This is a genomic window from Haemophilus parainfluenzae ATCC 33392 (genome assembly GCF_031191205.1).
Classification (GTDB): Bacteria; Pseudomonadota; Gammaproteobacteria; order Enterobacterales; family Pasteurellaceae; genus Haemophilus_D; species Haemophilus_D parainfluenzae.
In genome coordinates this window covers 771,488-794,272 of sequence record NZ_CP133470.1, presented here as the reverse complement: position 1 = coordinate 794,272, position 22,785 = coordinate 771,488, and the positions used below count along the sequence as shown (strand labels likewise).

Genomic DNA, 22,785 nt, shown 5'->3' with positions numbered 1-22,785 from the left:
GTTATTTCGATAAATCAATTTGATATACCGCAAATCCCACTTCATCGGTGCCGACTTTCTTCATTGGGTATTGTGCATTGTCTTGAATGAATTTCGCTGCTTGTTCGCTTGGCGAGGTTTCAAAACGTACGTCTAATTTATCGTTACCTTTAATCGGTGCAAAGCGCCAGTTTTTATCCGCACTAGGGTTTACATGGCCATTTTTTTCGCTTTCTGCTTTGATATAATCCGCAAGAATTTGGCGATTTTCATCAGGAGAAGCGTAAACAATGTGCGCATCGCCTGTGCCTGGGAATTTATTACCGTAAGCACGATAGTTGTTAGTTGCAATTAAGAATTCTGCTTTTGGATCAACCGGTTTACCTTGGTAAGTTAAATTCACCACTCGGTGTGAGTTCGGGTTAATCAATTTACATTCGCCGTCATAACGCGGTGGTTGAGTCAGGTCGAATTCATAATTTACGCCGTCAATCACATCGTAGTTATAAGTACGGAAACCGTCCCAATCAAGTAAAGATTGTGGTTTGTCGCTGGTAGGATCGATTTGTTTAAACATACCTGCGCTACATTCTAACCATTCTTTCAATTCTTCACCTGTTGCTTTGACAACAACTAAGGTATTTGGATAGAGGTATAAGTCTGCTGCGTTACGGAAGGTTAATTCACCTTTGTTCACCTCTGTATAGCCAGTAGGGTCATTTTTACGTCCGCCTGCTTTAAACGGTGCGCCCGCACTTAAAATTGGTAAGCCCGCCATTGCTGCAACACTTGGTGCCACTTTTTCAACGTAAGCTTTTTGTGCCTGGTTCACAATTTGAATGGTTGGGTCATCTTGCACTAAGGCTAAGTAGCTGTACATGTTATCGGTGGCTTTACCGATTGGCTGTGCCACGAATTCACGGGTGGCTTCATGCACAGGTTTTAAAAGTGCGGTCAATTCGGCATCACTTTCTGTGGTCGCTTTTTTGTTTTCAGCATCATAAATTGGGCGAAGTACCGCTTTACCATCAGTCACTAACCATTTGCCGTTGTGTTGAGCAAGGGTTAAGTCGATCACACTGATGTTGTTTGCCCAGTAGCCAGCCATACTTTCAGGTACGCCTTTTACGGTACCTTTAGCAATATCTGCATTTGGTGATTTTGCGAACTCTTTATTCGGGAATAAACGGTGAGAGTGACCGAAAACAATTGCATCAATGTGTGGTACATCAGCAAGATAGAATGCTGAGTTTTCTGCACCTTCTTGATATGGTTCGTCAGATGGCCCAGTGTGTGCAAGTGCCACAATAATATCGGCACCTTTTTGTTTCATTTCTGGCACATATTTTTGTGCGGTTTTCACGATATCGCGCGTTTCAACTTTGCCTTGTAAATTTGCTTTATCCCACACCATAATTTGTGGTGGCACAAAACCGATATAACCAATGTTTAGTTTGTGCGTTTTACCTTGGCTATCCACCACTTCTTTCGTTTGAATTACATAAGGTGTGAAATAGGGCTCTTCAGTGCCTACTTTCACTACGTTGGCATTGATGATAGGAAATTTAGCTTGTTTAATCGCATCCGCTAAATAGTCTAAGCCATAGTTAAATTCGTGGTTACCTAATGTCCCTACTTCATAGTGCATCGCATTTAAGCAATCCACAGCTGGGTTTGATTTGCCTTCTTTATAACCTTTAGCTGCTTGATAGTCAGCAATTGGGTTACCTTGGATTAAGTCACCGTTATCAACTAAAACGCTGTTTTTCACCTCTTTACGTGCTTGACGAATCAAGCTTGCTGCACGGGTAAAACCGAATTTCTCAGTCGGTGCATCTTTGTAGTAATCGAAGTCAGTTAAAAAACTGTGAATATCGGTTGTTGCCACAATACGTAAATCGACTTGTGTGTCGCTTTTTGCAAAAGCAAAGCGGCTCGCACTTAACGCTAAAATACTGCTTGCGCCAAGTTGGATGAAATCTCTTCTGTTGATCATATGTGCTCCTGTTGTGTGAGAATCGACGGGATTTTAAATCTCTTTTATATATAAAGAAAGCGCAATATAAAGTTCTGAAATGAAGTGTGATACGCATCACAAAATAAAGAATTGAATTCGGTTGCAAAACTTCACGTTTGGGACAAAAATAGGCTATCCAATCCACTAAAATTAAGTTATTCACAGTAAGTTGGCCAGCATTTATTGATGGCATCTGATAAGGAGATCGCGATGGCTTTTAATCTTAAAAATAGACACCTATTGAGTCTTGTTCATCATTCAGAACACGAAATTAATTATTTGTTAGATTTATCGCGTGATTTAAAACGTGCTAAATATGCAGGGACAGAGCAGCAACAACTTAAAGGTAAAAATATTGCACTCATTTTTGAAAAAACTTCAACACGTACTCGCTGTGCTTTTGAAGTTGCAGCTTATGATCAAGGTGCTCGAGTGACTTATATCGATCCAAACTCTTCTCAAATTGGACATAAAGAAAGCATGAAAGACACCGCGAGAGTTCTCGGGCGAATGTATGATGCGATTGAGTATCGAGGCTTTAAACAAAGTACTGTACAAGAACTTGCAGATTATGCTGGTGTGCCGGTGTTTAATGGTTTAACGGATGAGTTTCATCCTACACAAATGCTTGCGGATGTTCTTACGATGATTGAACATTGTGACAAGCCACTTCGTCAAATTAGTTATGTGTATATTGGTGATGCGCGTAATAACATGGGGAATTCTCTTTTATTGATTGGGTCTAAACTTGGGATGGATGTGCGTATTTGCGGCCCTAAAGCCTTATTGCCAGAAGCCGGTTTTGTTGAAATGTGTGAAGGTTTTGCTAAAGAAAGTGGTGCGCAGATTACTGTCACTGAAGATATCGACACAGCCGTAAGAGGTGTTGATTTTGTGCATACCGATGTTTGGGTTTCAATGGGCGAACCATTAGACGCTTGGGCAGAGCGCATTAAGTTATTGCTTCCTTATCAAGTCACGCCAGAACTCATGAAGCGTACGGGTAATCCAAAAGTAAAATTCATGCATTGTTTACCTGCATTCCATAACAGTGAAACCCAAATGGGTCGTCAAATTGCAGAAAAATATCCTGAATTAGCAAATGGTATTGAAGTCACAGAAGATGTTTTTGAGTCTCCGATGAATATTGCATTTGAACAAGCTGAAAACCGTATGCATACCATTAAGGCGGTAATGGTGGCAAGTTTAGCTTAGGAAAGCTCTCGTTAAATTGATAACGTTATTCATCATCTAATTTTAATAATAATTTATTTCCGTACTTTTTGTGGTTTTATTTTATATGAAATTTAAATTTATTTTTTGATAACGATCACATTTTTTGAAAAATATTATTGACATAATCTTTGCACGAGAATAGAGTATACCTAACAAAGGTTAGTTTAGATAAAAAGAGGGATTTTTTCTATGCTACTGCGTACATATATACACAGATACGTCCATACGAAAGTATTGAGACTTTTACGGTTTAATCCGATAAAAGGTCGCTCTTTGATGGCTCATATCCGTCGTACACGCCATATTATGATGCCGTCTCATCGCTCTTGCTTTTCATACTCAGTATTCGCTTCTCAAAACAAACCATCCAATACGACTCTCTAAACAGAGTTTTTCTCTCTGTTTAGAGAGTCTCCACAGATTAATTTCTGAATATTTTTGTGTTGCTTAAAATAGGCAAAAAATATTTTTTCGAAATTAACTTAATCTTATTTAATTTAAAATAAAAAATTATTACTTTAGTTTTTTTATAAAAAACTAGAGAGGTTTTTTTTATTCTAAATAAATCTATTGTGTTATTAAAATTAATAACGCAGGGTAGCTTTACGTCAAAAATAAATAAAAGGAGTTTATTATGCCAAACTTAAAAATTGCATATAGTCCAAAAGTTGAACAATATTTCTCTACACATAGAGAATTAGTTGAAATTACCAAAACAGACTTTACTGATGTTTCCGCTATTGTGTTGACTTCAGGAGATGTCGGTGACTACCTTGAACGTATTCAGGCAACGAACTTTGGTATTCCAGTATTTGTTGTTCAAACTGAAGAAGAACAAGTTGATCCGAAATTCTATGATGCTATTTATCATATTCAAGATTTAAATGGTTATGATATTAAGCTTTATAGTCGTCAAATCGAAACTGCAGCAAAACTTTATGAAGAAAAAATGTTACCGCCATTCTTCAAAATGTTAAGTGAATATGTGGAAATGGGTAATATTGCTTTTGACTGTCCAGGACATCAAGGTGGTCAATACTATCGTAAACATCCAGCAGGTCGTTTCCTTTATGACTTCTACGGTGAAAATATTTTCCGTTCAGATATTTGTAATGCTGACGTGAAATTAGGTGACTTGTTAATTCACGAAGGGGCAGCTTGTGATGCACAAAAATACGCAGCTCAAGTATTCAATGCGGATAAAACTTACTTCGTATTAAATGGTACTTCTTCTTCAAACAAAGTTGCGTTAAATGCTGTACTTGCTCCGGGCGATTTAGTGTTATTTGACCGTAATAACCATAAATCAAATCACCATGGTGCATTAATTCAAGCAGGTGCAACCCCAATTTACTTAGAAACAGCACGTAATCCATTTGGTTTCATTGGTGGTATTGATAGTCACTGCTTCGAAGAAGATTATTTGAAATCATTAATTAAAGAAGTCGCACCTGAAAAATTAAATCAAAAACGTCCATTCCGTTTAGCGGTTATCCAATTAGGTACTTATGACGGTACAATTTATAACGCACGTCAAGTGGTAGATAAAATTGGTCATCTTTGTGACTACATCTTATTCGACTCTGCATGGGTAGGTTATGAACAATTCATTCCAATGATGAAAGACTGCTCGCCATTATTGCTTGAATTAAATGAAAATGACCCTGGTATTTTAGTGACTCAATCTGTTCATAAACAACAAGCAGGTTTCTCACAAACTTCACAAATTCACAAAAAAGATAAACACATTAAAGGTCAAGATCGTTATGTAAACCACAAACGTTTCAATAATGCCTTTATGTTACATGCATCAACCAGTCCATTCTATCCATTATTTGCGGCATTAGATGTGAATGCGAAAATTCAAGGTAGTGAAGCGGGTCGTCGTTTATGGCATGAATGTGTGAAAGTGGGTATCGAAGCACGTAAATTAGTATTAAATCACTGTGAATTAATTCGTCCATTTATTCCAACCATAATTAAAGGTAAAAAATGGCAAGATTATGACACAGAAGAAATTGCAACTAATCTCGAATTCTTCAAATTCCACCCAACAGATACATGGCATAAATTTGAAGGCTATGCTGATGAACAATACTTCGTTGACCCATGTAAATTCTTGCTTACCACGCCAGGTATTAGCTTAGAAACCGGTGAATATGAAAAATTTGGTGTACCAGCAACTATTCTTGCTAACTACTTACGTGAAAACGGTATTATTCCGGAAAAATGTGACTTGAACTCAATTTTATTCTTGCTCACTCCGGCAGAAACCCTCACCAAAATGCAAACTTTGGTTGCTCAAATCGCCTTGTTTGAAAAACACATTAAACAAGACTCTTTATTAAAAGATGTATTGCCAACTGTGTATAAAAACAATGAAGACCGTTACAAAGGCTACACCATCCGTCAATTATGCCAAGAAATGCATGACCTTTATGTAAGCCGTAATGTAAAACAACTTCAAAAAGACCTATTCCGCAAAGCAACATTACCGGAATATGCGTTAAATCCACACGATGCGAATATTGAATTCGTTCGTAACAAAGTTGAACTTGTTCCATTAACAGACATTGTTGGTCGTGTGGCCGCGGAAGGTGCGTTACCTTATCCTCCGGGTGTGTTATGTGTGGTGCCAGGAGAAAGATGGAGTCCAACTGCACAAAAATACTTCCTTGCGTTAGAAGAGGGCATCAACACATTACCTGGCTTCGCACCTGAAATCCAAGGGGTTTACTTACAAAAAGATCCTGATGGACGTACTCGTGCATATGGCTATGTTTTAACTGACTATTAATAAAGTGAGGTTATGAAGGTTTTCCTCATCACCCTCTCAGCACAAACAAAAAAGTGCGGTTAAAAACATTTGATTTTTTGACCGCACTTGTAGGAGTATAAATTATGAGTGCTAAAAGTAATAAAATTGGTGTGGTACAACTCACCATTCTTACCATGGTTAATATGATGGGTTCCGGTATCATTATGTTACCGACCAAATTAGCCGAAATTGGGACTATTTCCATCGTTTCTTGGCTTGTAACAGCTGTAGGTTCAACAGCTTTAGCTTACGCATTTGCCCAATGTGGTATGTTCAGTAAAAAATCTGGTGGTATGGGCGGTTATGCGGAATACTCTTTCGGCAAAGCCGGTAACTTCATGGCAAACTACACTTACGGTGTGTCGTTAGTTATTGCGAATACAGCAATCGCGATTTCTGCTGTGGGTTATGGTTCCGAGTTCCTTGGTGCAACCCTTTCTCCACTTTCTATTGCATTATGGACAATCTTTACACTGTGGCTTGCGACCATTCTTAACTTTGGTGGTGCAAGAATTACCGGTAACATCAGTTCATTCACCATTTGGGGGGTAATTATTCCTGTGGTCGGTATTTCAATCATCGGTTGGAAATGGTTTGATAGTTCAATGTATGTGAATTCTTGGAACCCACACAATGTGCCTACCTTTGAAGCGATCGGCGTCTCTATTTCAATGACATTATGGGCGTTCTTAGGATTAGAATCAGCTTGTGCGAATGCAGATGCTGTTGAAAACCCTGAGAAAAACGTACCAATCGCAGTACTTGGTGGTACTTTAGGCGCAGCGGTAATTTATATCGTTTCAACTAACGTGATCGCAGGTATTGTACCTAACCTTGAACTCGCTAACTCAACAGCACCATTTGGTTTAGCCTTTGCTCATATGTTTAATGAAACAATCGGTAAAGTCATCATGGGCTTAATGGTTATGTCTTGCTTCGGTTCATTATTAGGCTGGCAGTTCACTATTGCTCAAGTATTTAAATCTTCAGCGGAAGAAGGCTATTTCCCGGCATTCTTCAAAAAAGTTACCAGTAAAGATGCACCAATCGTTGGTATGGTAACTATCACTGCGTTACAAACATTACTCTCATTAATGACAATTAGCCCATCATTAAATAAACAATTCAATGTGTTAGTGGACTTAGCGGTGGTCACAAACGTCATTCCATACTTGCTCTCAATGGCTGCTCTTGCAGTGTTATTGAAAGCGGAAAATGTTGCGCCACAAAAATATAAAACAACCGTTTTTGTTGCCTTTATTGGTTCTCTCTATAGTATCTATGCACTTTATGCAGCCGGTGAACAAGCGATGTTATATGGTTCAATTGTGACCTTTATTGGTTGGACATTGTATGGCTTTGTTTCTTACAAATTTGATCTTAAAAAATCACAAGCTAATTAAAAAAGAAAAGCCTACATTTTCGTGTAGGCCTTTCAAGTAATAAGTTGCAATAAGCTAAGTACAAAAGAGCGGTTGAAAATTTAATTGTTTTCAACCGTTCTTTTTATTTAGGATAATACTCTCAACAAAACAGGCTGAAATTCCGTTTGTTGATCAAGTTTACTGGTGTAACGTTTAACCATGACAAAGGAAAGTGCGGTCAAAATAAAGATTAAAATCGCACGAATGAGTTCATTCTCACTGATATAGTTGGAAAGTAATGTTGCAACTAATAACGTGAAAAGTGGCACGATATACATTAATAATGCAGAAAATAACATGGATTTTTCTTCTAGGCCGATTTCCACCATTTGGCCTGTACGCAGTGGCGTAATGGTTTCGAGCGTAAAGATATGCTCGCCTCGTTTTCCATTGAGTTCAGACAGGGAAGCTGTTCCACAGGCTTCTCTAGCCGAACAAGATCCACAGGCGCTTTGTGACTGACATTTCACTTTAGCAAGCCCCGTTTCTGCATCATAGCTCATCACAACAGCACTTTCTTTTAGCATTGTGCTTCCCCCATATAGATATCAAAGCGGTGGTTTTTGGTTTCACGACTGACATGGGGCGCTTTTTGCGCTAAAAACTCCGCATAATCAGGACGTTTTACCACCACGCGTTTACGGGCTAATTGTAGCGCAGGTGTCAAGAGCTCATCGGCATCCAAATCTGCACCAACCAAATGTTGGAATACGCGCATTTCTTTTTTGACTAGGGCAGATTTTTGTTTGTGCGGATACATTGGATCTAAATACACCACATCGGCACTCTCGGTTTGTGGATTGAGTTCGGTAATATGATGAATGTCCAATAATTGCATATTTTGCTGCATCATTTCGCCTATTTCTGCATCCTGATAGGCTCGGTTAAGTCCATCCTGCAATAGCAAATACACCACGGGATGGCGTTCCACTAAACGCACTTGGCAACCGATAGAAGCTAAAACAAAGGCATCTCGACCAAGTCCTGCTGTGGCATCAATCACGCTCGGCAATTCTGCACCCTTAATGCCTACAGCTTTGGCAATAGCTTCGCCACGTCCACCGCCAAATTTACGACGATGCGCCATGGCTCCAGCTACGAAATCCACAAACACATCGCCCAATTTGGGCTCGTCTAGCTTACGCAAGGCGAGATGAGTTTCAGTTTGCACCAATGCAAGCGGACTTTCAGTGCAATGCTCGATACCAAGAGGGGCGCAAAGTGCGGTCAATTCTGATAATTTTCCCTCTTCGGCAAGCAGTTGAATTTTTATTTTCTCACCAGCCATACGCCACTTTCCATATGATCTGTGTAAGGGAATTGATCAAACAGCGCCGCTTTTTCAATGCGGTGGGTTTGGCTTAGGGTTTGCAAATTCTCACAAAGGGTATGTGGATTGCAGGAAATATACAAAATACGATCGTAATTCTGTACCAGTTTTACCGTGTCAGGGTCAAGCCCTGCTCGTGGTGGGTCAACAAAAATCGTATTGCATTGATAGGCTTTTAAATCAATGCCTTTTAAGCGATTAAACTCACGTACACCATTCATTGCTTGGGTAAACTCTTCTGCCGACATACGGATAATTTGCAGATTATCTATGCCATTTTCCGCAATGTTAAATTGTGCAGCCGCAACGGATGGCTTGGCAATTTCAGTAGCAAGTACTTTGCGGAAGTTTTGTGCAAGGGCGATAGAAAAATTGCCGTTACCGCAGTACAGCTCTAATAAATCGCCTTGAGAACCTTGAGTGCAATCAATTGCCCATTCCAACATCTTGCAATTCACTGCTGCATTTGGCTGAGTGAAACTATTTTCTACTTGGCGATAAACATAATTACGCCCTTTCACTGGTAATACTTCATCAACAAAATCTTGTTCTAAACAGATTTTTTGTTTACTCGCACGACCAATCAGCTGAACATCAAAATCAAGTTGTTGTAATTCGTCTTTCAAGTTTTCGGCAGCATTTTGCCATTCTTCCGTGAGTTGCTTGTGGTAAAGCAGGCTTACAATAATCTTATTGCTGAGTGTGCTCAAATAATCAATTTGAAACAGTTTTTTATGCAGCACTTCCTGCGTTTTTAACAACGGCAGTAAGGTTTTCATCATGCGATTGATCAGTTTGCTGGCAATTGGGAATTCATCCACTCGATAACGCTGCAAGGTGCTTTGATCAAACATGATGTGATAAAAATCGCCTTTATCATGCCAAATACGAAATTCCGCACGCATCCGATAATGGCTGGTTGGTGAATCAAACACGGCTATTTCTGGGGCGTTAAAGGGCTGCAAAAGTGCGGTCAGTTTTTCAGTCTTTTTTTGCAGGAGTTCGGTATATTGGGAAATGGGTAGTTGCATTGATGTTTACGTTTGAATGATAAATATCCCACAGCCCTTGGCAAGCATGGGGATTGAGTAAAAAAGCAAAAGGCAAGCGTCTGCCTGCCTTTTAAAATGTATTATTCGCCAGAATAATCTTCGCCGCCAGAAGCCGCTTCGCTCACATCACCTGATAAGGTGTAAACACGTTTTGTTGTGTTAATGCGAGTACGATATTTATTCCACGTTTTTTCGAAGAAAGTTTCCGGTGCACGTTCACCACGGCAAAAAGCAACAAATTCTTTTTCTTCTTTTGTCGCTGGCTTGCGTTCGCCTGAATCTAATGCTTTAAACGCTTGACCATATTGCTCTAATACTTGGGATTCTTTGATTGTATAATCACCGTGACGGGAAAATCCGCGTGGGTAGTTTTTGTCGTCAAAAAAACGACGAGTAACACTGAAGCTAGCAGCCATAATCATCTCTCTTCTTTATATTTAAAAACGGCAGGCATTAAACCAATTTTTTTTTATTTTTGCAATAAACCTTTCACGGTTTCTACATAATCTTTGACGAAATCATCGTAATTTAAGCCTTCAGGGTTTACACGATATTTGCCATTCACATAGAAATCAGGTACGCCATGTACTTTAAACTGCTCAGCCGCATTTACTTGTTTATTCACTAAACCGTTTACAGCAAAGCTGTTGATGTTGTTATCAAATTGTTCAGCAGTTACACCGCTATCAATGAAGATTTTACGAATATCATCCATTGAGCTTAATTTATCTTGTTGTGCGGCTTCAAATAAAGGCGCTTTTACTTTGTTTTCTGCGCCAAGCGCCATCGCTAATGCCCATGCACGAGTGAGATTTTCAGATTGACGACCTAAGAAGTTAACGTGATATTGTTTAAATTCAGTGCCTTTTGGTAAGCTTTCTGCCACTTGTTTTGGAATGTGGTATTCCATTTCAAAGGCATAGCAATGCGGGCAGTAGAAAGAGAAAAATTCAATCACTTCAGGCTGTGCAGAAGCGGTTTGGCTCACTTGAATGTATTGTTTGCCTTCTTCTAAATTAGCTGCGAATGCGTTAAATGAAAATAAAGCACCGAGTAAAAATAAAACTTTTTTCATTTGTTTTCCTTATTTAATAATTCCGCGCGCTTTTAACAATGCGGTTTTAAAATCTTCTTCATAATCTTTTTTGATACCTGGAATCGGCTCAAGTTTATCTGTACCGTGCATTTTTAAATGATAAATAATCACTTCATCAGATAATTCTGCTACGGGCTTATCGAAACCTGCTTCATCAGCAATTTTTTGCAAAATTTGTAGCAAGCTAAGATCTGGGTCTTTAGACCAGTAAGGTTGTAAAAGTTCCAAAACTTCATTTAAACGCTTACATTTCATTGCTATTTCCTTTTAAATGGAGAAAAATAAGGCTAGATCATACTTCAAATAAGGCAATAAGAAAATATGGAATACACAATAAGTGCGGTTATTTTGGCTGGCGGAAAAGCACGGAGAATGAATGGGGCGGATAAAGGCTTACAGCTTTTACAAAATAAACCGTTAATTAGTCATGTGATTGAGCGCTTACAACCCCAAGTGGTTGATATATCGATTAATGCTAATCGTCACCATGAGGAATATGCACAATGGGGTTTCCCTGTATTTTCAGATGAATTGCCTGATTTTCAGGGACCGTTGAGTGGTATGCTAACATCACTCGAACAAGCTAAAACAGATTTTGTACTTTTTGTGCCTTGTGATAGCCCATATTTTCCGCAAAACTTATTAGAAAAACTAAACAGTGCGGTTAAAAATGACCGCACTTTAGTGGCTTATGCAAAAGATAAAGCGCGTGAACACCCGACATTTTGTTTGATGTCTGTTCAACTTAAAGAGAAGTTACGTGCCTATTTAAATAAGGGCGAACGTCGCTTATTACAATTTATGAACAAAAATGGCGCGGTTGCTGTCCAATTTGACGAACGAGAAGGACGATTTGTAAATTTTAATACCTTAGAAGATTTACAATAAATTATTTGTTTAACCTTGAATTTTGTAAAAAATTCTCCATTATTGCAGTGTTTACTTTCTATTTTATTGAGGAACTTTATTATGATGCGAATCCTTTTATTTTTAGCTACTAACTTTGCTGTAATGCTTGTGTTAGGGATTATTTTAAATGTGACCGGTATTGCAGGAAATAGTACAGGTGGCATTTTAATTATGGCGATGCTTTTCGGTTTTGTGGGATCATTGATTTCGTTATTTTTATCAAAAACTATGGCATTGCGCTCTGTGGGTGCGGAAGTGATTACTGAACCGCGTAATCAAGCGGAGCGTTGGTTGGTAGAAACGGTACGCCGTCAAGCGCAGCAAGCCGGCATCCCGATGCCAGATGTCGCGATTTATCATTCCAATGATGCGAATGCCTTTGCTACCGGTGCAACCAAAAACAATTCTTTAGTGGCGATTAGTACGGGTTTATTAAACTCCATGACGGAAGAAGAAGCAGAGGCGGTATTGGCTCATGAGGTATCACACATTGCGAACGGCGATATGGTGACCATGACTTTATTGCAGGGCGTATTGAATACCTTCGTGATTTTCTTATCTCGCGTGATCGCCAATGTGGTAGCAAGTTCTCGTAATGGCGATGAAGAAAGCCGTAGTTCAGGCATTTACTTCTTGGTTTCAATGGTGTTAGAAATTGTATTTGGTATTTTAGCGAGCATTATCGCGATGTGGTTCTCACGTTATCGTGAATATCGTGCAGATGCTGGTTCTGCGCACCTTGTGGGTAAAGAAAAAATGATTGCGGCATTACAACGTTTACAACAAATTCATGAGCCACAAGAGATGGAAGGTTCACTTAATGCCTTTATGATTAACGGCAAACGTAGCGAACTCTTTATGAGCCATCCGCCGCTTGAAAAACGTATCGAAGCATTACGTAGTTTATAAAAGATAAAAGAACAAAGGGCTAAATGTAATATTTAGCCCTTTTTTATTTATAGGTTATTTAATATCCGCTAAGACTTTAGTGAGTAATTCCCAGTAAGTTTGTACGGTTGAAATTTGGACTTTTTCATCTGGCGAATGTGCATTACGAATAGTTGGTCCCACAGAAATCATATCAATATTCGGATAATGTTCTTTCAACAAGCCACATTCAAGCCCCGCGTGAATCACTTTAATCTCAGGCTCTTTGCCAAGCACTTCTGCATAATGTTTTTTCATTAATGTCAAAATTGCGGTGTCATTTACTGGTTTCCAACCTGGGTAAGAACCTGAAAATTCAACTGTCGCGCCCGTGAGTTTTGCGAGTGAAGTTAAGGTTTCTTCTACATACTCTTTACCGCTTTCAATCAATGAGCGAATAAGAATAGTACCTTCGATTTTATCTTCAAGGGTTTTTAACACACCAATACTTAACGAGCTTTCCACGACATTTTTAATCACATCGCTATTGCGGATGACACCGTTTGGTAACACATGCAGCAAATTAATCACTTTTTGGGTGCTTTCAAGCGTGAAGGTTTGTTGTGGATTTTCAACTTGCTCAGCGGTTAAGGTTAAGTTCGGCTCAGCGATAGCGAGCTCTTCTTTCAATAAAACTTCAAAATTTTTGACCGTACTTTTCACGCTTTCTACATCATGATTGAAGCAAATGGTTGCAGCCGCTTCACGTGGAATCGCATTACGAATTGAGCCACCACGAATTTCTGCAAGGGCAAAGTGCGGTTGATTTTGTGAGAGTTTTGCTAATAAACGCGCTAATACTTTAATCGCATTCGCACGTGTGGTGTGAATATCACAGCCTGAGTGACCGCCGCGTAAACCTTTTAAGTTAATTTGTAAACTATGGCTGAATGAATTGGTTTCACGGTGAACAGGCAGTTCAACATTCGCATTTACCCCACCAGCACAACCAATATAGATTTCACCGATTTCTTCGGTATCGGTATTAATTAAGATTTCCGATTTTAACCAGTTACGACGAAGGTTTACGGCACCATCCATGCCGGTTTCTTCAGTCATGGTAAGTAATACTTCTAGTGGAGGATGTGCAATATCGGTACTTTCTAATACCGCTAAGGTAGAGGCTAAACCGATACCGTTATCCGCACCAAGTGTGGTGCCTTGCGCTTTAACCCAATCACCGTCGATATAAGGGCGAATAGGGTCTTGGGTAAAATTATGAGGATTGCCTTCATTCGCTTGCGGAACCATATCTAAATGTGCTTGTAATACAACAGGTTGGCTGTTTTCCATTCCTGCTGTGGCTGGTTTACGGATTAATACATTACCTGCTTCATCACGCTCAGCAAAAAATTGTTTTTCTTTCGCCCAGTTAACAATAAAGATAGCGAGCGCATCTTCGTGATGAGAAGGATGTGGAATCGCACAAATTTGATCAAACCATTTCCAAAGTAATTGCGGTTGTAATGTGGTAATTTCTGACATAATGAACTCCTTTTTTCATTAAAATTTTTGCGGAAATCATAGCATAAAACGCCATTTCAGGTTAAAATTCCGCAATTTTTTTATTTAGCGACAAAGTTTAAGGTATTTGTTATGAGCGAAAAATATGTTGTGACTTGGGATATGTTCCAAATGCATGCCCGCAAATTAGCGGAACGTTTACTTCCTGCCACTCAGTGGAAAGGTATTATCGCAGTAAGCCGTGGTGGTTTGTTCCCAGCAGCGGTACTTGCTCGCGAATTAAATATTCGTTTCGTAGAAACCGTGTGTATTGCCAGTTATGATCACGATGAACAAGGTGCATTAAAAGTGTTACACCGCGCAGGTGGTGATGGTGAAGGAATGATCGTGGTAGACGATTTAGTGGATACCGGCAACACTGCTCGTGCAATTCGTGAAATGTATCCAAAAGCAAAATTTGTCACAGTATTCGCAAAACCTGCGGGTGCGGAGTTAGTGGATGATTACGTGATTGATATTCCACAAAATACTTGGATTGAACAACCTTGGGATTTAGGTTTAACTTTCGTGCCACCATTGGCAAGAAAATAATCATAAATGTAAGTTGGAAATGCGGGGTTTGGCCTCGCATTTTGTTTTATTGAGCCAATTGCAAAATCCCGTTAGAATTAACCGCACTTTTACTTAACAAGGAATTTGAATGTCAGCCAAACCACGTTTTGTGCATCTTCGTACGCACACTGATTTTTCTATGATTGATGGAATCGCGAAAGTGAAACCATTAGTCAAGGCGTGTGCAGCAGATAACATGGTCGCGTTGGCATTAACAGATTTTACGAATTTTTGCGGTGTGGTGCGTTTTTATGGTGAAACCCTTTCTTCAGGGATTAAACCGATTATTGGTGCAGATGTTCATGTTAAAAGCGATCTATGCGGTGAGGAATTATTTACCCTCACTTTACTTGCTAAGAACAATGAAGGCTATAAAAACATCACTTTACTGCTTTCAAAAGCCTATCAGCGCGGCTATGTGGATCTTCCTTATATTGACCGAGAATGGTTGATTGAACACCGTGAAGGTGTGATTATTTTATCGGGTGGCACACAAGGTGATATTGCTAAAAAACTCCTTAAAGAAAATAGCTCTGAAGCTGAAAGTGCGGTCAGTTTTTATCAAGAATTTTTCTCTGACCATTTTTACCTTTCGCTTTCCAGAACCGGCCGACCAGATGAAGAACGTTATATTCAAGCTGCATTAAAATTAGCTGAGGAACATGATTTACCGCTTGTCGCAACCAATGATGTTGTCTTTCTTGCGCCTGATGATTTTGAGGCACACGAAATTCGAGTTGCTATTCATGATGGCTATACTCTTGACGATCCAAAACGTCCAAAACGTTATACAGAGCAACAATATTTCCGTTCAGAAGAAGAAATGTGCGACTTATTTGCGGACATTCCTTCTGCACTTGAAAATACGGTATTAATTGCGCAACGCTGTAATGTGACTTTACGTTTGGGGCAATATTTCCTCCCTCAATTTCCAACTGGCGAGCTGAGCACGGAAGATTATTTGGTGATGAAAGCCAAAGAAGGCTTGGAAGAGCGTTTGGCGTTTTTATTCCCTGATGAAAAAGTGCGGGCAGAAAGACGACCAGAGTATGATGAGCGTCTTCAAGTCGAACTGGATGTGATCAACCAAATGGGTTTCCCGGGTTACTTCTTAATCGTCATGGAGTTTATCCAGTGGTCAAAAGACAATGATATTCCAGTAGGGCCGGGACGTGGTTCGGGTGCGGGTTCATTGGTGGCTTATGCACTAAAAATCACCGATTTGGATCCCCTTGAATTCGATCTTCTTTTTGAGCGTTTCCTCAACCCAGAACGTGTTTCCATGCCTGATTTCGACGTGGATTTCTGTATGGATGGACGCGATCGCGTTATCGATCATGTGGCAGACACCTATGGTCGTGGTGCGGTATCACAAATTATTACTTTCGGTACCATGGCAGCGAAAGCAGTAATTCGAGATGTAGGTCGCGTATTAGGGCATCCTTATGGCTTTGTGGATCGTATTTCGAAAATGATTCCCCCTGATCCCGGCATGACTTTAGACAAGGCTTTTGAGGCTGAACCACAGTTACAAGTGGCATATGATTCAGATGAAGAAGTCAAAGCCCTAATTGATATGGCACGTAAGCTAGAAGGGGTCACGAGAAATGCGGGTAAACACGCAGGTGGCGTGGTGATTTCCCCTTCTTTGATTACAGATTTTGCACCACTTTATTGTGACAATGAGGGGCTTCATCCTGTTACTCACTTTGACAAAAATGACGTGGAATATGCAGGTTTAGTGAAGTTTGACTTCTTAGGTTTGCGTACACTCACCATTATCAAATGGGCGTTGGATATGATTAACGCTCGCCTTGCTCGTGAAGGCAAACCGCCAGTCGATATTGCTGCTATTCCATTGGATGATCCCGAATCCTTTGAGTTGCTGAAACGGTCTGAAACGACCGCCGTATTCCAGTTGGAATCGCGCGGGATGAAAGATTTGATTAAACGCTTACAGCCAGACTGTTTTGAAGATATTATCGCGTTGGTGGCATTATTCCGACCAGGCCCATTACAATCGGGCATGGTGGATAACTTTATTGACCGTAAACATGGTCGAGAAGAAGTGTCTTATCCTGATGCAAATTACCAACATGAAAGCCTTAAACCGATTTTAGAGCCAACTTACGGTATTATTTTGTACCAAGAGCAAGTTATGCAGATTGCTCAGGTGCTAGCAGGTTATACTCTTGGTGGTGCAGACTTATTACGTCGTGCGATGGGTAAGAAAAAGCCAGAAGAAATGGCGAAACAGCGCTCAGTGTTTAAAGAAGGCGCTGAAAAAAATGGTGTTGATGGCGAGCTTTCCATGAAGATTTTTGACTTGGTGGAAAAATTTGCCGGCTATGGTTTCAATAAATCACACTCGGCTGCCTATGCGTTAGTATCTTATCAAACCCTTTGGCTGAAAACCCATTTCCCTGCTGAGTTTATGGCAGCGGTAATGACCTCGGAAATGGATAATACGGATAAAATTGTTGGCTTGTACGATGAATGTTTACGTATGGGCTTAAAAGTCACCCCACCAGATATCAATGTAGGGAAACATCATTTCAGCGTAAATGAAAATGGTGAAATTGTTTACGGTATTGGTGCCATTAAAGGTGTGGGTGAAGGTCCGATTGATGCACTGATTACCGCTCGTAATGAAGGTGGGATTTTCAGAGATTTATTTGATTTATGCGCTCGCGTTGATTTGAAGAAAATTAACCGTCGTACCTTTGAAAGTCTGATTATGTCGGGCGCATTTGATAAGCTAGGACCACACCGTGCGGCGCTATCTAAGAATCTAGAAGATGCACTCAAAGCTTCAGATCAGCATGCAAAAGATGAGGCCATGGGGCAAGCCGATATGTTCGGTGTGCTGACAGAAACACACGAAGAAGTGGAAAATGCTTACGCCCACACGCCACCTTACACAGAAAAACAAATTTTAGATGGTGAACGTGAAACCCTTGGTTTGTATTTAAGCAGCCATCCGGTAAGTCGTTATTTAAAAGAGCTTTCTCATTACAGTTCCACTCGATTAAAAGATCTCACACCAAACCGCCGAGGACAGATTAGCACGGCAGCCGGTTTGTTGGTGTCAACTCGCTTCGCGACAACGAAAAAAGGCAATCGAATTGGTATCGCAACCATTGATGACCGCTCTGGACGTTTGGATTTAACACTATTCGGTGAAAGCTTAGACCAATTCGGCGAAAAACTGCAAAAAGATACCGTTGTGGTGGTATCTGGCCAAGTGAGTTTTGACGATTTTTCAGGTGGATTAAAAATGTCGGTACGGGATCTAATGACCTTAGATGAGGCGCGTTCCCGTTATGCGAAATCTCTGGCCATTAGTTTGTCTGAGGAGCAGATTAGTCCAAGTTTTATTAAGAAACTGAAAGAAATGTTAGATCCTGTTAGTGGCGGGACTTTACCAATTAACGTATATTACCAAAGCGCAAAAGGTCGTGCGTTATTGCGTTTAGGGATTCAATGGTCTATTACACCAACGGATGAGATTCTAACAGAATTGGTGAATTTGCTCGGCGAAAATGCGGTAGAGCTAGAATTCGGTTAATATTCCAGTCAAAGTGCGGTCAAAAAATCCGTGTTTTTTAACTGCACTTTAAGCGGTATAAATAAAGCGAGAGATAAAATGGAAAAAATCATTATTGATGCAGACAGATTTTTACGTACAATTTCACGTATTTCCCATGAAATTATTGAAAAGCACCAAGATTTCAATAATGTGATTTTAGTTGGGGTGAAACGTCGTGGTGCCGAAATTGCTGAATTGATTCAACGTCGCATTGAAGAGTTGAATGGTGTGAGTCTTCCAATGATGGAGTTAGATATCACGTTTTACCGCGATGACTTAGAGTATGTTGAGCTTGAAAATCCAACCCCTGTGTATAGCGGCGCCTCCAGTTATATGAATATTCAGGGTAAAGAAGTCATTTTAATCGATGATGTATTATTCACCGGTAGAACTATTCGTGCCGCGATGGATGCGTTAACGGATTTTGGTCGAGCAGCTAAAATTGAGTTGGTGATTTTAGTGGATCGTGGACATCGTGAATTACCGATTCGGGCAGATTATGTAGGCAAAAATGTGCCGACTTCCCGTGATGAACAAGTTCAGGTGCGTACATTAAAATACGATGGTTGCTATGAAGTGGCGTTATTGCCTAAATAACGATCAGCCTATTGTGAACCTTTGATAAAATTGATAATCTAACGAGCATTATCCTATTATTTTTTAAGACAACTAAAATGAAAAAATCAATGTTAAAATCTCTTTTGTTTGCCATGATCGGTCTGTTTACTTTTTCTCAAGCACAAGCAGAAGAACGCGTTGTGGCGACCGTAAATGGTACACCAATTTTACAAAGCCAAGTGAATGCGGTGATGGGCAAAAAAGGTAGCCAACGTGCAGCATTAGATAAGATTATTGATGATATGCTGACAGAGAAAGCGATCAAAGAATCCGGTGTAAAAGTAAACCAAGCAGAAGTAAACCGTATCGTAGAAGATATTGCGGCAAAAAATGGTTTAACTTATGGTCAATTCTTAGATGCGTTGGATTATCAAGGTATTTCCTTAAATGCATTTAAACAACAAATTTCTCGCCAAATGTTAATGGCGGGCGTGCGTAATCATGCCATTCAAAACAGCGTAGATGTCACTCGTGAGCAAGTGGAGGCATTGGGTAAACAAATGCTTGATGAAGCGAAAGCAAAAGGTACGGCGCAAAAAGTGATGGGTAAAGAGTATGAAGTTCGTCATATTTTATTAAAATTAAATCCACTATTGGACGATGCACAAGCAAAAGCAGAATTAGAGCGTATTCGTAGCGAGATTATTTTGGGCAAAATGACATTTGCTGATGCGGCATTAAAATACTCTAAAGATTATTTATCAGGTGCGAATGGTGGAAGTTTAGGCTATGCTTTCCCTGAAGCTTATGTAGGTCCATTTGCAAAAATGGTTGAAACAACCCCACAAGGTACTGTTTCTGCCCCGTTTAAATCTGAATTTGGTTGGCATATTCTCGAAGTAACTGGCAGTCGTGATGGCGATAAAACAGAAGATGCCTATCGTCAAAAAGCTTACGAACAAATCGTGAATAGCCAATTACAAGAAGCAACCAAAGACTGGGTGAAAGCATTACGTAAAAATGCTGATATTCAATATTTCGATAAATAACAGAAAACGTTAGAATAAGGGGGCATTTTGCCCCTTTTATCGTTTTTATAAAATGAGTGACGCATGAAAAAATTTTTTGTCTTTTTACTGATTCTTTTGCTAATTCTTGGCGGTGTTGGTTTTTGGGGTTATCAAAAATTAACTGAGTTTGTTCATACGCCGGTTAATGTCACGCAAGATCAATTGCTTACAATTGAGCGAGGCACTACTGGCAGTAAGCTCGCCGCTTTATTAGAGCAAGAAAAAATTCTTGAACATGCCGATTTATTGCCTTGGTTATTGAAATTACAACCGCAGCTCAACAAGGTGAAAGCGGGGACTTATTCTTTAACGGGTGTGAAAACGTTGCAAGATTTATTGGATATGCTCAATTCCGGCAAGGAAGCTCAATTTAGCGTGAAGTTTATTGAAGGTAAAACGTTCAAGGAATGGCGTAAAAACCTTGAAAGCGCACCACACTTAAAACAAACCTTGCAAGGTAAAACGGATAAAGAGATCATGGCGTTATTAGATATTCCAGCCGTTGCAAAAGCCGTTTTCGAATGGAATAACATGGATGGATGGTTGTATCCAGATACCTATAATTACACCCCAAACTCGACGGATCTTGAATTATTAAAACGTTCAACTACTCGCTTACAAAAAGCTTTGGATAAAGCGTGGAGTGAACGGGATGAAAATCTCCCATTAGCGGATCCATATCAGATGCTCATTTTGGCTTCTATCGTAGAGAAAGAAACAGGAATTGCGGCGGAGCGACCACAAGTGGCTTCCGTATTTATTAATCGTTTAAAAGCCAATATGAAACTGCAAACTGACCCAACCGTGATTTATGGAATGGGTGAGAGTTACACCGGTAATATTCGTAAGAAAGATTTGGAAACGATAACCCCATACAATACCTATATGATTGAAGGTTTACCGCCGACACCAATTGCCATGGTGAGTGAGAGCGCTTTGCAGGCGGTGGCTCATCCAGCAAAAACAGACTTTTATTATTTTGTTGCAGATGGAAGTGGCGGTCACAAATTTACTCGTAATCTGAACGAGCATAATAAAGCGGTGCAAGAATATTTACGTTGGTATCGTAACCAACAAAAAGGAGCCAACTAATGCAAGGCAAATTTATCGTCATTGAAGGGCTGGAAGGTGCAGGTAAAAGTACCGCCATGCAAACGGTGGTGGATACATTAAAATCTCTTGGTGTAAATGATATCGTGTTTACTCGTGAGCCAGGTGGTACACCGTTAGCGGAGAAATTACGCCATTTAATCAAGCATGAAACAGAAGAACCTGTTACGGATAAAGCAGAATTATTAATGCTTTATGCGGCACGAATTCAATTGGTAGAAAATGTGATTAAGCCAGCATTGGCAGAAGGAAAAATTGTGCTTGGCGATCGTCACGATATGTCTTCGCAGGCCTATCAAGGTGGTGGGCGTCAGTTTGACCAAACGCTGATGGCAAATTTAAAAAATATGGTATTAGGCGATTTTGAGCCTGATTTTGTGCTGTATTTAGACATTGATCCTGCAGAAGGGCTTGCTCGTGCTAGAGGTCGTGGTGAATTAGATCGTATAGAACAACAAGGACTCGATTTCTTCCATCGTACCCGCCAACGTTATTTGGAATTGGTACAGAACAATCCGAAAGCCGCCATTATTAATGCGGGCCAGCCTTTGGCGCAAGTACAAGCAGACATACAAAGTGCGGTCAAAAATTGGTGGGTTTCACAAACAAGATGAGCGAACTTTATCCTTGGGTAGTGCCTACTTATCACAAAATTAGCCAAACTTTTAGCGAAGGTTTGGGGCATCATGCGTTGTTAATTAAAGCCGATCAAGGGCTAGGGGCAGAACGTTTATTTGATGCTTTGACAAAACGCATTATGTGTCAAACGCCAGATAATGTAGCTTGTGGTCATTGTCATGCTTGCCACTTAATGGCTGCGCAAAGTCACCCAGATTTTCATGTTTTAGCCTCTCAAGAAGGCAAAGACATTGGCGTTGATCAGGTACGGGCGATTAATGAAGTTGTTAGCCAACACGCACAACAAAACGGCAATAAATTAGTGTATATTCAAGATGCAGAACGTCTTACGGAAGCGGCAGCGAATGCGTTGCTCAAAACTTTGGAAGAGCCGCATCCGAATACGTATTTCTTATTACAAACAGAACCCTCATCTTCATTGTTAGCGACTATTTACAGCCGTTGCCAAGTGTGGAATGTGCCTTTGCCAACAGAGGCGGAAGCCCTAAATTGGCTTTCTTCTCAATTTCAGGCAGAAACATCAGAATTATTGACCGCACTTGCGATGAATTTGGGGCGTCCGCTGTCAGCATTAGAAACACTCCAGCAAGGATTAATTGAACAACGGAAGAATTTCCTACGCCAATTTTGGTTGTTTTATCGTCGTCGTTCGCCTTTGGAAATTTTGCCTTTCTTTGAAAAAGAACGGACTGTACAGCAAGTGGATTGGATTTTAGCGTTTTTAAGCGATGCTATTAAATACAAACTCGAAATTCAGAGTGGCTGGCAAACACTTGATCTTAAAACGGGGGTAACTCAATTTGCAGACGAGCAAACTGCGCTTGGGTTATTAACCGCAAATAAAATTATGCAAAAAGTACGCTCGGATTTACTCACTATCAATGGCGTTAATACAGAATTAATGTTACTAGATGGTTTGACGAAGTTAATTACCGACGTATTTAAGGACTAAATA

The 22,785-nt window shown here is 40.0% G+C and carries 21 protein-coding genes; 13 read left to right on the top strand and 8 right to left on the bottom strand.

The genetic code is table 11. The annotated features are described in order from the left end of the window. Position 1 precedes the first annotated feature (1 nt). Positions 2-1,975 (bottom strand): 2',3'-cyclic-nucleotide 2'-phosphodiesterase, encoded by a 1,974-nt coding sequence (gene cpdB, locus RDV53_RS03895; RefSeq protein WP_005694933.1) that lies wholly within the window; start codon positions 1,973-1,975, stop codon positions 2-4. A gap of 231 nt (positions 1,976-2,206) precedes the next feature. Between cpdB and RDV53_RS03890 the strand changes: the two genes are divergently transcribed. From RDV53_RS03890 to potE, 4 genes are all read left to right on the top strand, one after another. After that, entirely contained in the window at positions 2,207-3,211 is a 1,005-nt protein-coding gene (locus tag RDV53_RS03890) for an ornithine carbamoyltransferase (RefSeq protein WP_032822494.1), read from the top strand. Between the two features lie 210 nt (positions 3,212-3,421). Further along, entirely contained in the window at positions 3,422-3,616 is a 195-nt protein-coding gene (speFL, locus tag RDV53_RS03885; RefSeq protein WP_005694931.1) for a leader peptide SpeFL, read from the top strand. Between the two features lie 250 nt (positions 3,617-3,866). Then, positions 3,867-6,029 carry an ornithine decarboxylase SpeF gene (gene speF / locus RDV53_RS03880; RefSeq protein ID WP_005694930.1) on the top strand — a complete coding sequence of 721 codons (2,163 nt, stop codon included), beginning with the start codon at positions 3,867-3,869 and terminating at the stop codon, positions 6,027-6,029. Between the two features lie 104 nt (positions 6,030-6,133). Beyond that, complete coding sequence (gene potE / locus RDV53_RS03875; protein WP_005694929.1) at positions 6,134-7,453, top strand: putrescine-ornithine antiporter; 1,320 nt, start codon at positions 6,134-6,136, stop codon at positions 7,451-7,453. 107 nt (positions 7,454-7,560) lie between these two features. Here the strand turns inward: potE and RDV53_RS03870 are convergent, their stop codons facing one another. The 6 genes from RDV53_RS03870 to RDV53_RS03845 form a co-directional block, all read right to left on the bottom strand. After that, positions 7,561-8,001: a SoxR reducing system RseC family protein gene (locus RDV53_RS03870; protein ID WP_005694928.1), complete on the bottom strand. Its 441-nt coding sequence runs from the start codon at positions 7,999-8,001 to the stop codon at positions 7,561-7,563. Continuing rightward, on the bottom strand, positions 7,995-8,762 hold the full coding sequence (locus RDV53_RS03865; protein ID WP_005694927.1) for a class I SAM-dependent methyltransferase: 768 nt from the start codon (positions 8,760-8,762) through the stop codon (positions 7,995-7,997). Before RDV53_RS03865 ends, RDV53_RS03870 begins: the two co-directional genes overlap by 7 nt. Continuing rightward, a complete protein-coding gene (gene trmA / locus RDV53_RS03860) occupies positions 8,744-9,835 on the bottom strand; it encodes a tRNA (uridine(54)-C5)-methyltransferase TrmA (protein ID WP_005694926.1) in 1,092 nt (363 codons plus the stop codon). The genes RDV53_RS03865 and trmA overlap by 19 nt, the downstream gene beginning before the upstream one ends. Before the next feature lie 101 nt (positions 9,836-9,936). Beyond that, positions 9,937-10,272: a MaoP family protein gene (maoP, locus tag RDV53_RS03855; protein ID WP_032804166.1), complete on the bottom strand. Its 336-nt coding sequence runs from the start codon at positions 10,270-10,272 to the stop codon at positions 9,937-9,939. Positions 10,273-10,325: 53 nt separating this feature from the next. Beyond that, a complete protein-coding gene (gene dsbA, locus RDV53_RS03850; RefSeq protein WP_005694924.1) occupies positions 10,326-10,931 on the bottom strand; it encodes a thiol:disulfide interchange protein DsbA in 606 nt (201 codons plus the stop codon). A gap of 9 nt (positions 10,932-10,940) precedes the next feature. Next, a complete protein-coding gene (locus tag RDV53_RS03845) occupies positions 10,941-11,207 on the bottom strand; it encodes a YihD family protein (protein WP_005694923.1) in 267 nt (88 codons plus the stop codon). Positions 11,208-11,273: 66 nt separating this feature from the next. Here RDV53_RS03845 and mobA point away from each other — a divergent pair, with 66 nt between their 5' ends. Further along, positions 11,274-11,840, top strand: coding sequence for a molybdenum cofactor guanylyltransferase MobA (gene mobA, locus RDV53_RS03840; protein WP_005694921.1), 567 nt, complete (start codon positions 11,274-11,276; stop codon positions 11,838-11,840). A gap of 78 nt (positions 11,841-11,918) precedes the next feature. Continuing rightward, a complete protein-coding gene (htpX, locus tag RDV53_RS03835) occupies positions 11,919-12,770 on the top strand; it encodes a protease HtpX (RefSeq protein WP_198493353.1) in 852 nt (283 codons plus the stop codon). 54 nt (positions 12,771-12,824) lie between these two features. On the opposite strand, the gene RDV53_RS03830 is transcribed toward htpX, so the two are convergent. After that, the gene (locus RDV53_RS03830) at positions 12,825-14,273 is read right to left on the bottom strand and encodes an aminoacyl-histidine dipeptidase (protein ID WP_005694919.1); all 1,449 of its coding nucleotides are present in this window, start codon (positions 14,271-14,273) and stop codon (positions 12,825-12,827) included. A gap of 111 nt (positions 14,274-14,384) precedes the next feature. On the opposite strand from RDV53_RS03830, the gene gpt reads away from it, so the two are divergent. From gpt to RDV53_RS03795, 7 genes are all read left to right on the top strand, one after another. After that, a complete protein-coding gene (gene gpt, locus RDV53_RS03825) occupies positions 14,385-14,843 on the top strand; it encodes a xanthine phosphoribosyltransferase (protein WP_005694918.1) in 459 nt (152 codons plus the stop codon). Positions 14,844-14,952: 109 nt separating this feature from the next. Next, positions 14,953-18,432 carry a DNA polymerase III subunit alpha gene (gene dnaE / locus RDV53_RS03820; RefSeq protein WP_005694917.1) on the top strand — a complete coding sequence of 1,160 codons (3,480 nt, stop codon included), beginning with the start codon at positions 14,953-14,955 and terminating at the stop codon, positions 18,430-18,432. Positions 18,433-18,510: 78 nt separating this feature from the next. After that, the gene (pyrR, locus tag RDV53_RS03815) at positions 18,511-19,050 is read left to right on the top strand and encodes a bifunctional pyr operon transcriptional regulator/uracil phosphoribosyltransferase PyrR (RefSeq protein ID WP_032822495.1); all 540 of its coding nucleotides are present in this window, start codon (positions 18,511-18,513) and stop codon (positions 19,048-19,050) included. Positions 19,051-19,127: 77 nt separating this feature from the next. Beyond that, positions 19,128-20,060: a peptidylprolyl isomerase gene (locus tag RDV53_RS03810; protein WP_005694915.1), complete on the top strand. Its 933-nt coding sequence runs from the start codon at positions 19,128-19,130 to the stop codon at positions 20,058-20,060. Positions 20,061-20,123: 63 nt separating this feature from the next. Beyond that, positions 20,124-21,173 carry an endolytic transglycosylase MltG gene (gene mltG / locus RDV53_RS03805; protein WP_005694914.1) on the top strand — a complete coding sequence of 350 codons (1,050 nt, stop codon included), beginning with the start codon at positions 20,124-20,126 and terminating at the stop codon, positions 21,171-21,173. Beyond that, the gene (gene tmk, locus RDV53_RS03800) at positions 21,173-21,805 is read left to right on the top strand and encodes a dTMP kinase (protein ID WP_005694913.1); all 633 of its coding nucleotides are present in this window, start codon (positions 21,173-21,175) and stop codon (positions 21,803-21,805) included. The genes mltG and tmk overlap by 1 nt, the downstream gene beginning before the upstream one ends. Continuing rightward, positions 21,802-22,782: a DNA polymerase III subunit delta' gene (locus RDV53_RS03795; protein ID WP_005694911.1), complete on the top strand. Its 981-nt coding sequence runs from the start codon at positions 21,802-21,804 to the stop codon at positions 22,780-22,782. Before tmk ends, RDV53_RS03795 begins: the two co-directional genes overlap by 4 nt. Positions 22,783-22,785: the final 3 nt, after the last annotated feature.

What these genes read in the sequence shown, in the direction of transcription:
- tmk (WP_005694913.1), top strand. Translation starts at nt 21,173, where the DNA reads ATGCAAGGCAAATTTATCGTCATTGAAGGGCTGGAAGGTGCAGGTAAA.
- maoP (WP_032804166.1), bottom strand. Translation starts at nt 10,272, where the DNA reads ATGGCTGCTAGCTTCAGTGTTACTCGTCGTTTTTTTGACGACAAAAAC.
- pyrR (WP_032822495.1), top strand. Translation starts at nt 18,511, where the DNA reads ATGGAAAAAATCATTATTGATGCAGACAGATTTTTACGTACAATTTCA.
- mltG (WP_005694914.1), top strand. Translation starts at nt 20,124, where the DNA reads ATGAAAAAATTTTTTGTCTTTTTACTGATTCTTTTGCTAATTCTTGGC.
- RDV53_RS03810 (WP_005694915.1), top strand. Translation starts at nt 19,128, where the DNA reads ATGAAAAAATCAATGTTAAAATCTCTTTTGTTTGCCATGATCGGTCTG.
- dsbA (WP_005694924.1), bottom strand. Translation starts at nt 10,931, where the DNA reads ATGAAAAAAGTTTTATTTTTACTCGGTGCTTTATTTTCATTTAACGCA.
- RDV53_RS03890 (WP_032822494.1), top strand. Translation starts at nt 2,207, where the DNA reads ATGGCTTTTAATCTTAAAAATAGACACCTATTGAGTCTTGTTCATCAT.
- RDV53_RS03830 (WP_005694919.1), bottom strand. Translation starts at nt 14,273, where the DNA reads ATGTCAGAAATTACCACATTACAACCGCAATTACTTTGGAAATGGTTT.
- RDV53_RS03795 (WP_005694911.1), top strand. Translation starts at nt 21,802, where the DNA reads ATGAGCGAACTTTATCCTTGGGTAGTGCCTACTTATCACAAAATTAGC.
- trmA (WP_005694926.1), bottom strand. Translation starts at nt 9,835, where the DNA reads ATGCAACTACCCATTTCCCAATATACCGAACTCCTGCAAAAAAAGACT.
- mobA (WP_005694921.1), top strand. Translation starts at nt 11,274, where the DNA reads ATGGAATACACAATAAGTGCGGTTATTTTGGCTGGCGGAAAAGCACGG.
- potE (WP_005694929.1), top strand. Translation starts at nt 6,134, where the DNA reads ATGAGTGCTAAAAGTAATAAAATTGGTGTGGTACAACTCACCATTCTT.
- RDV53_RS03865 (WP_005694927.1), bottom strand. Translation starts at nt 8,762, where the DNA reads ATGGCTGGTGAGAAAATAAAAATTCAACTGCTTGCCGAAGAGGGAAAA.
- RDV53_RS03845 (WP_005694923.1), bottom strand. Translation starts at nt 11,207, where the DNA reads ATGAAATGTAAGCGTTTAAATGAAGTTTTGGAACTTTTACAACCTTAC.
- speFL (WP_005694931.1), top strand. Translation starts at nt 3,422, where the DNA reads ATGCTACTGCGTACATATATACACAGATACGTCCATACGAAAGTATTG.
- dnaE (WP_005694917.1), top strand. Translation starts at nt 14,953, where the DNA reads ATGTCAGCCAAACCACGTTTTGTGCATCTTCGTACGCACACTGATTTT.
- RDV53_RS03870 (WP_005694928.1), bottom strand. Translation starts at nt 8,001, where the DNA reads ATGCTAAAAGAAAGTGCTGTTGTGATGAGCTATGATGCAGAAACGGGG.
- cpdB (WP_005694933.1), bottom strand. Translation starts at nt 1,975, where the DNA reads ATGATCAACAGAAGAGATTTCATCCAACTTGGCGCAAGCAGTATTTTA.
- speF (WP_005694930.1), top strand. Translation starts at nt 3,867, where the DNA reads ATGCCAAACTTAAAAATTGCATATAGTCCAAAAGTTGAACAATATTTC.
- gpt (WP_005694918.1), top strand. Translation starts at nt 14,385, where the DNA reads ATGAGCGAAAAATATGTTGTGACTTGGGATATGTTCCAAATGCATGCC.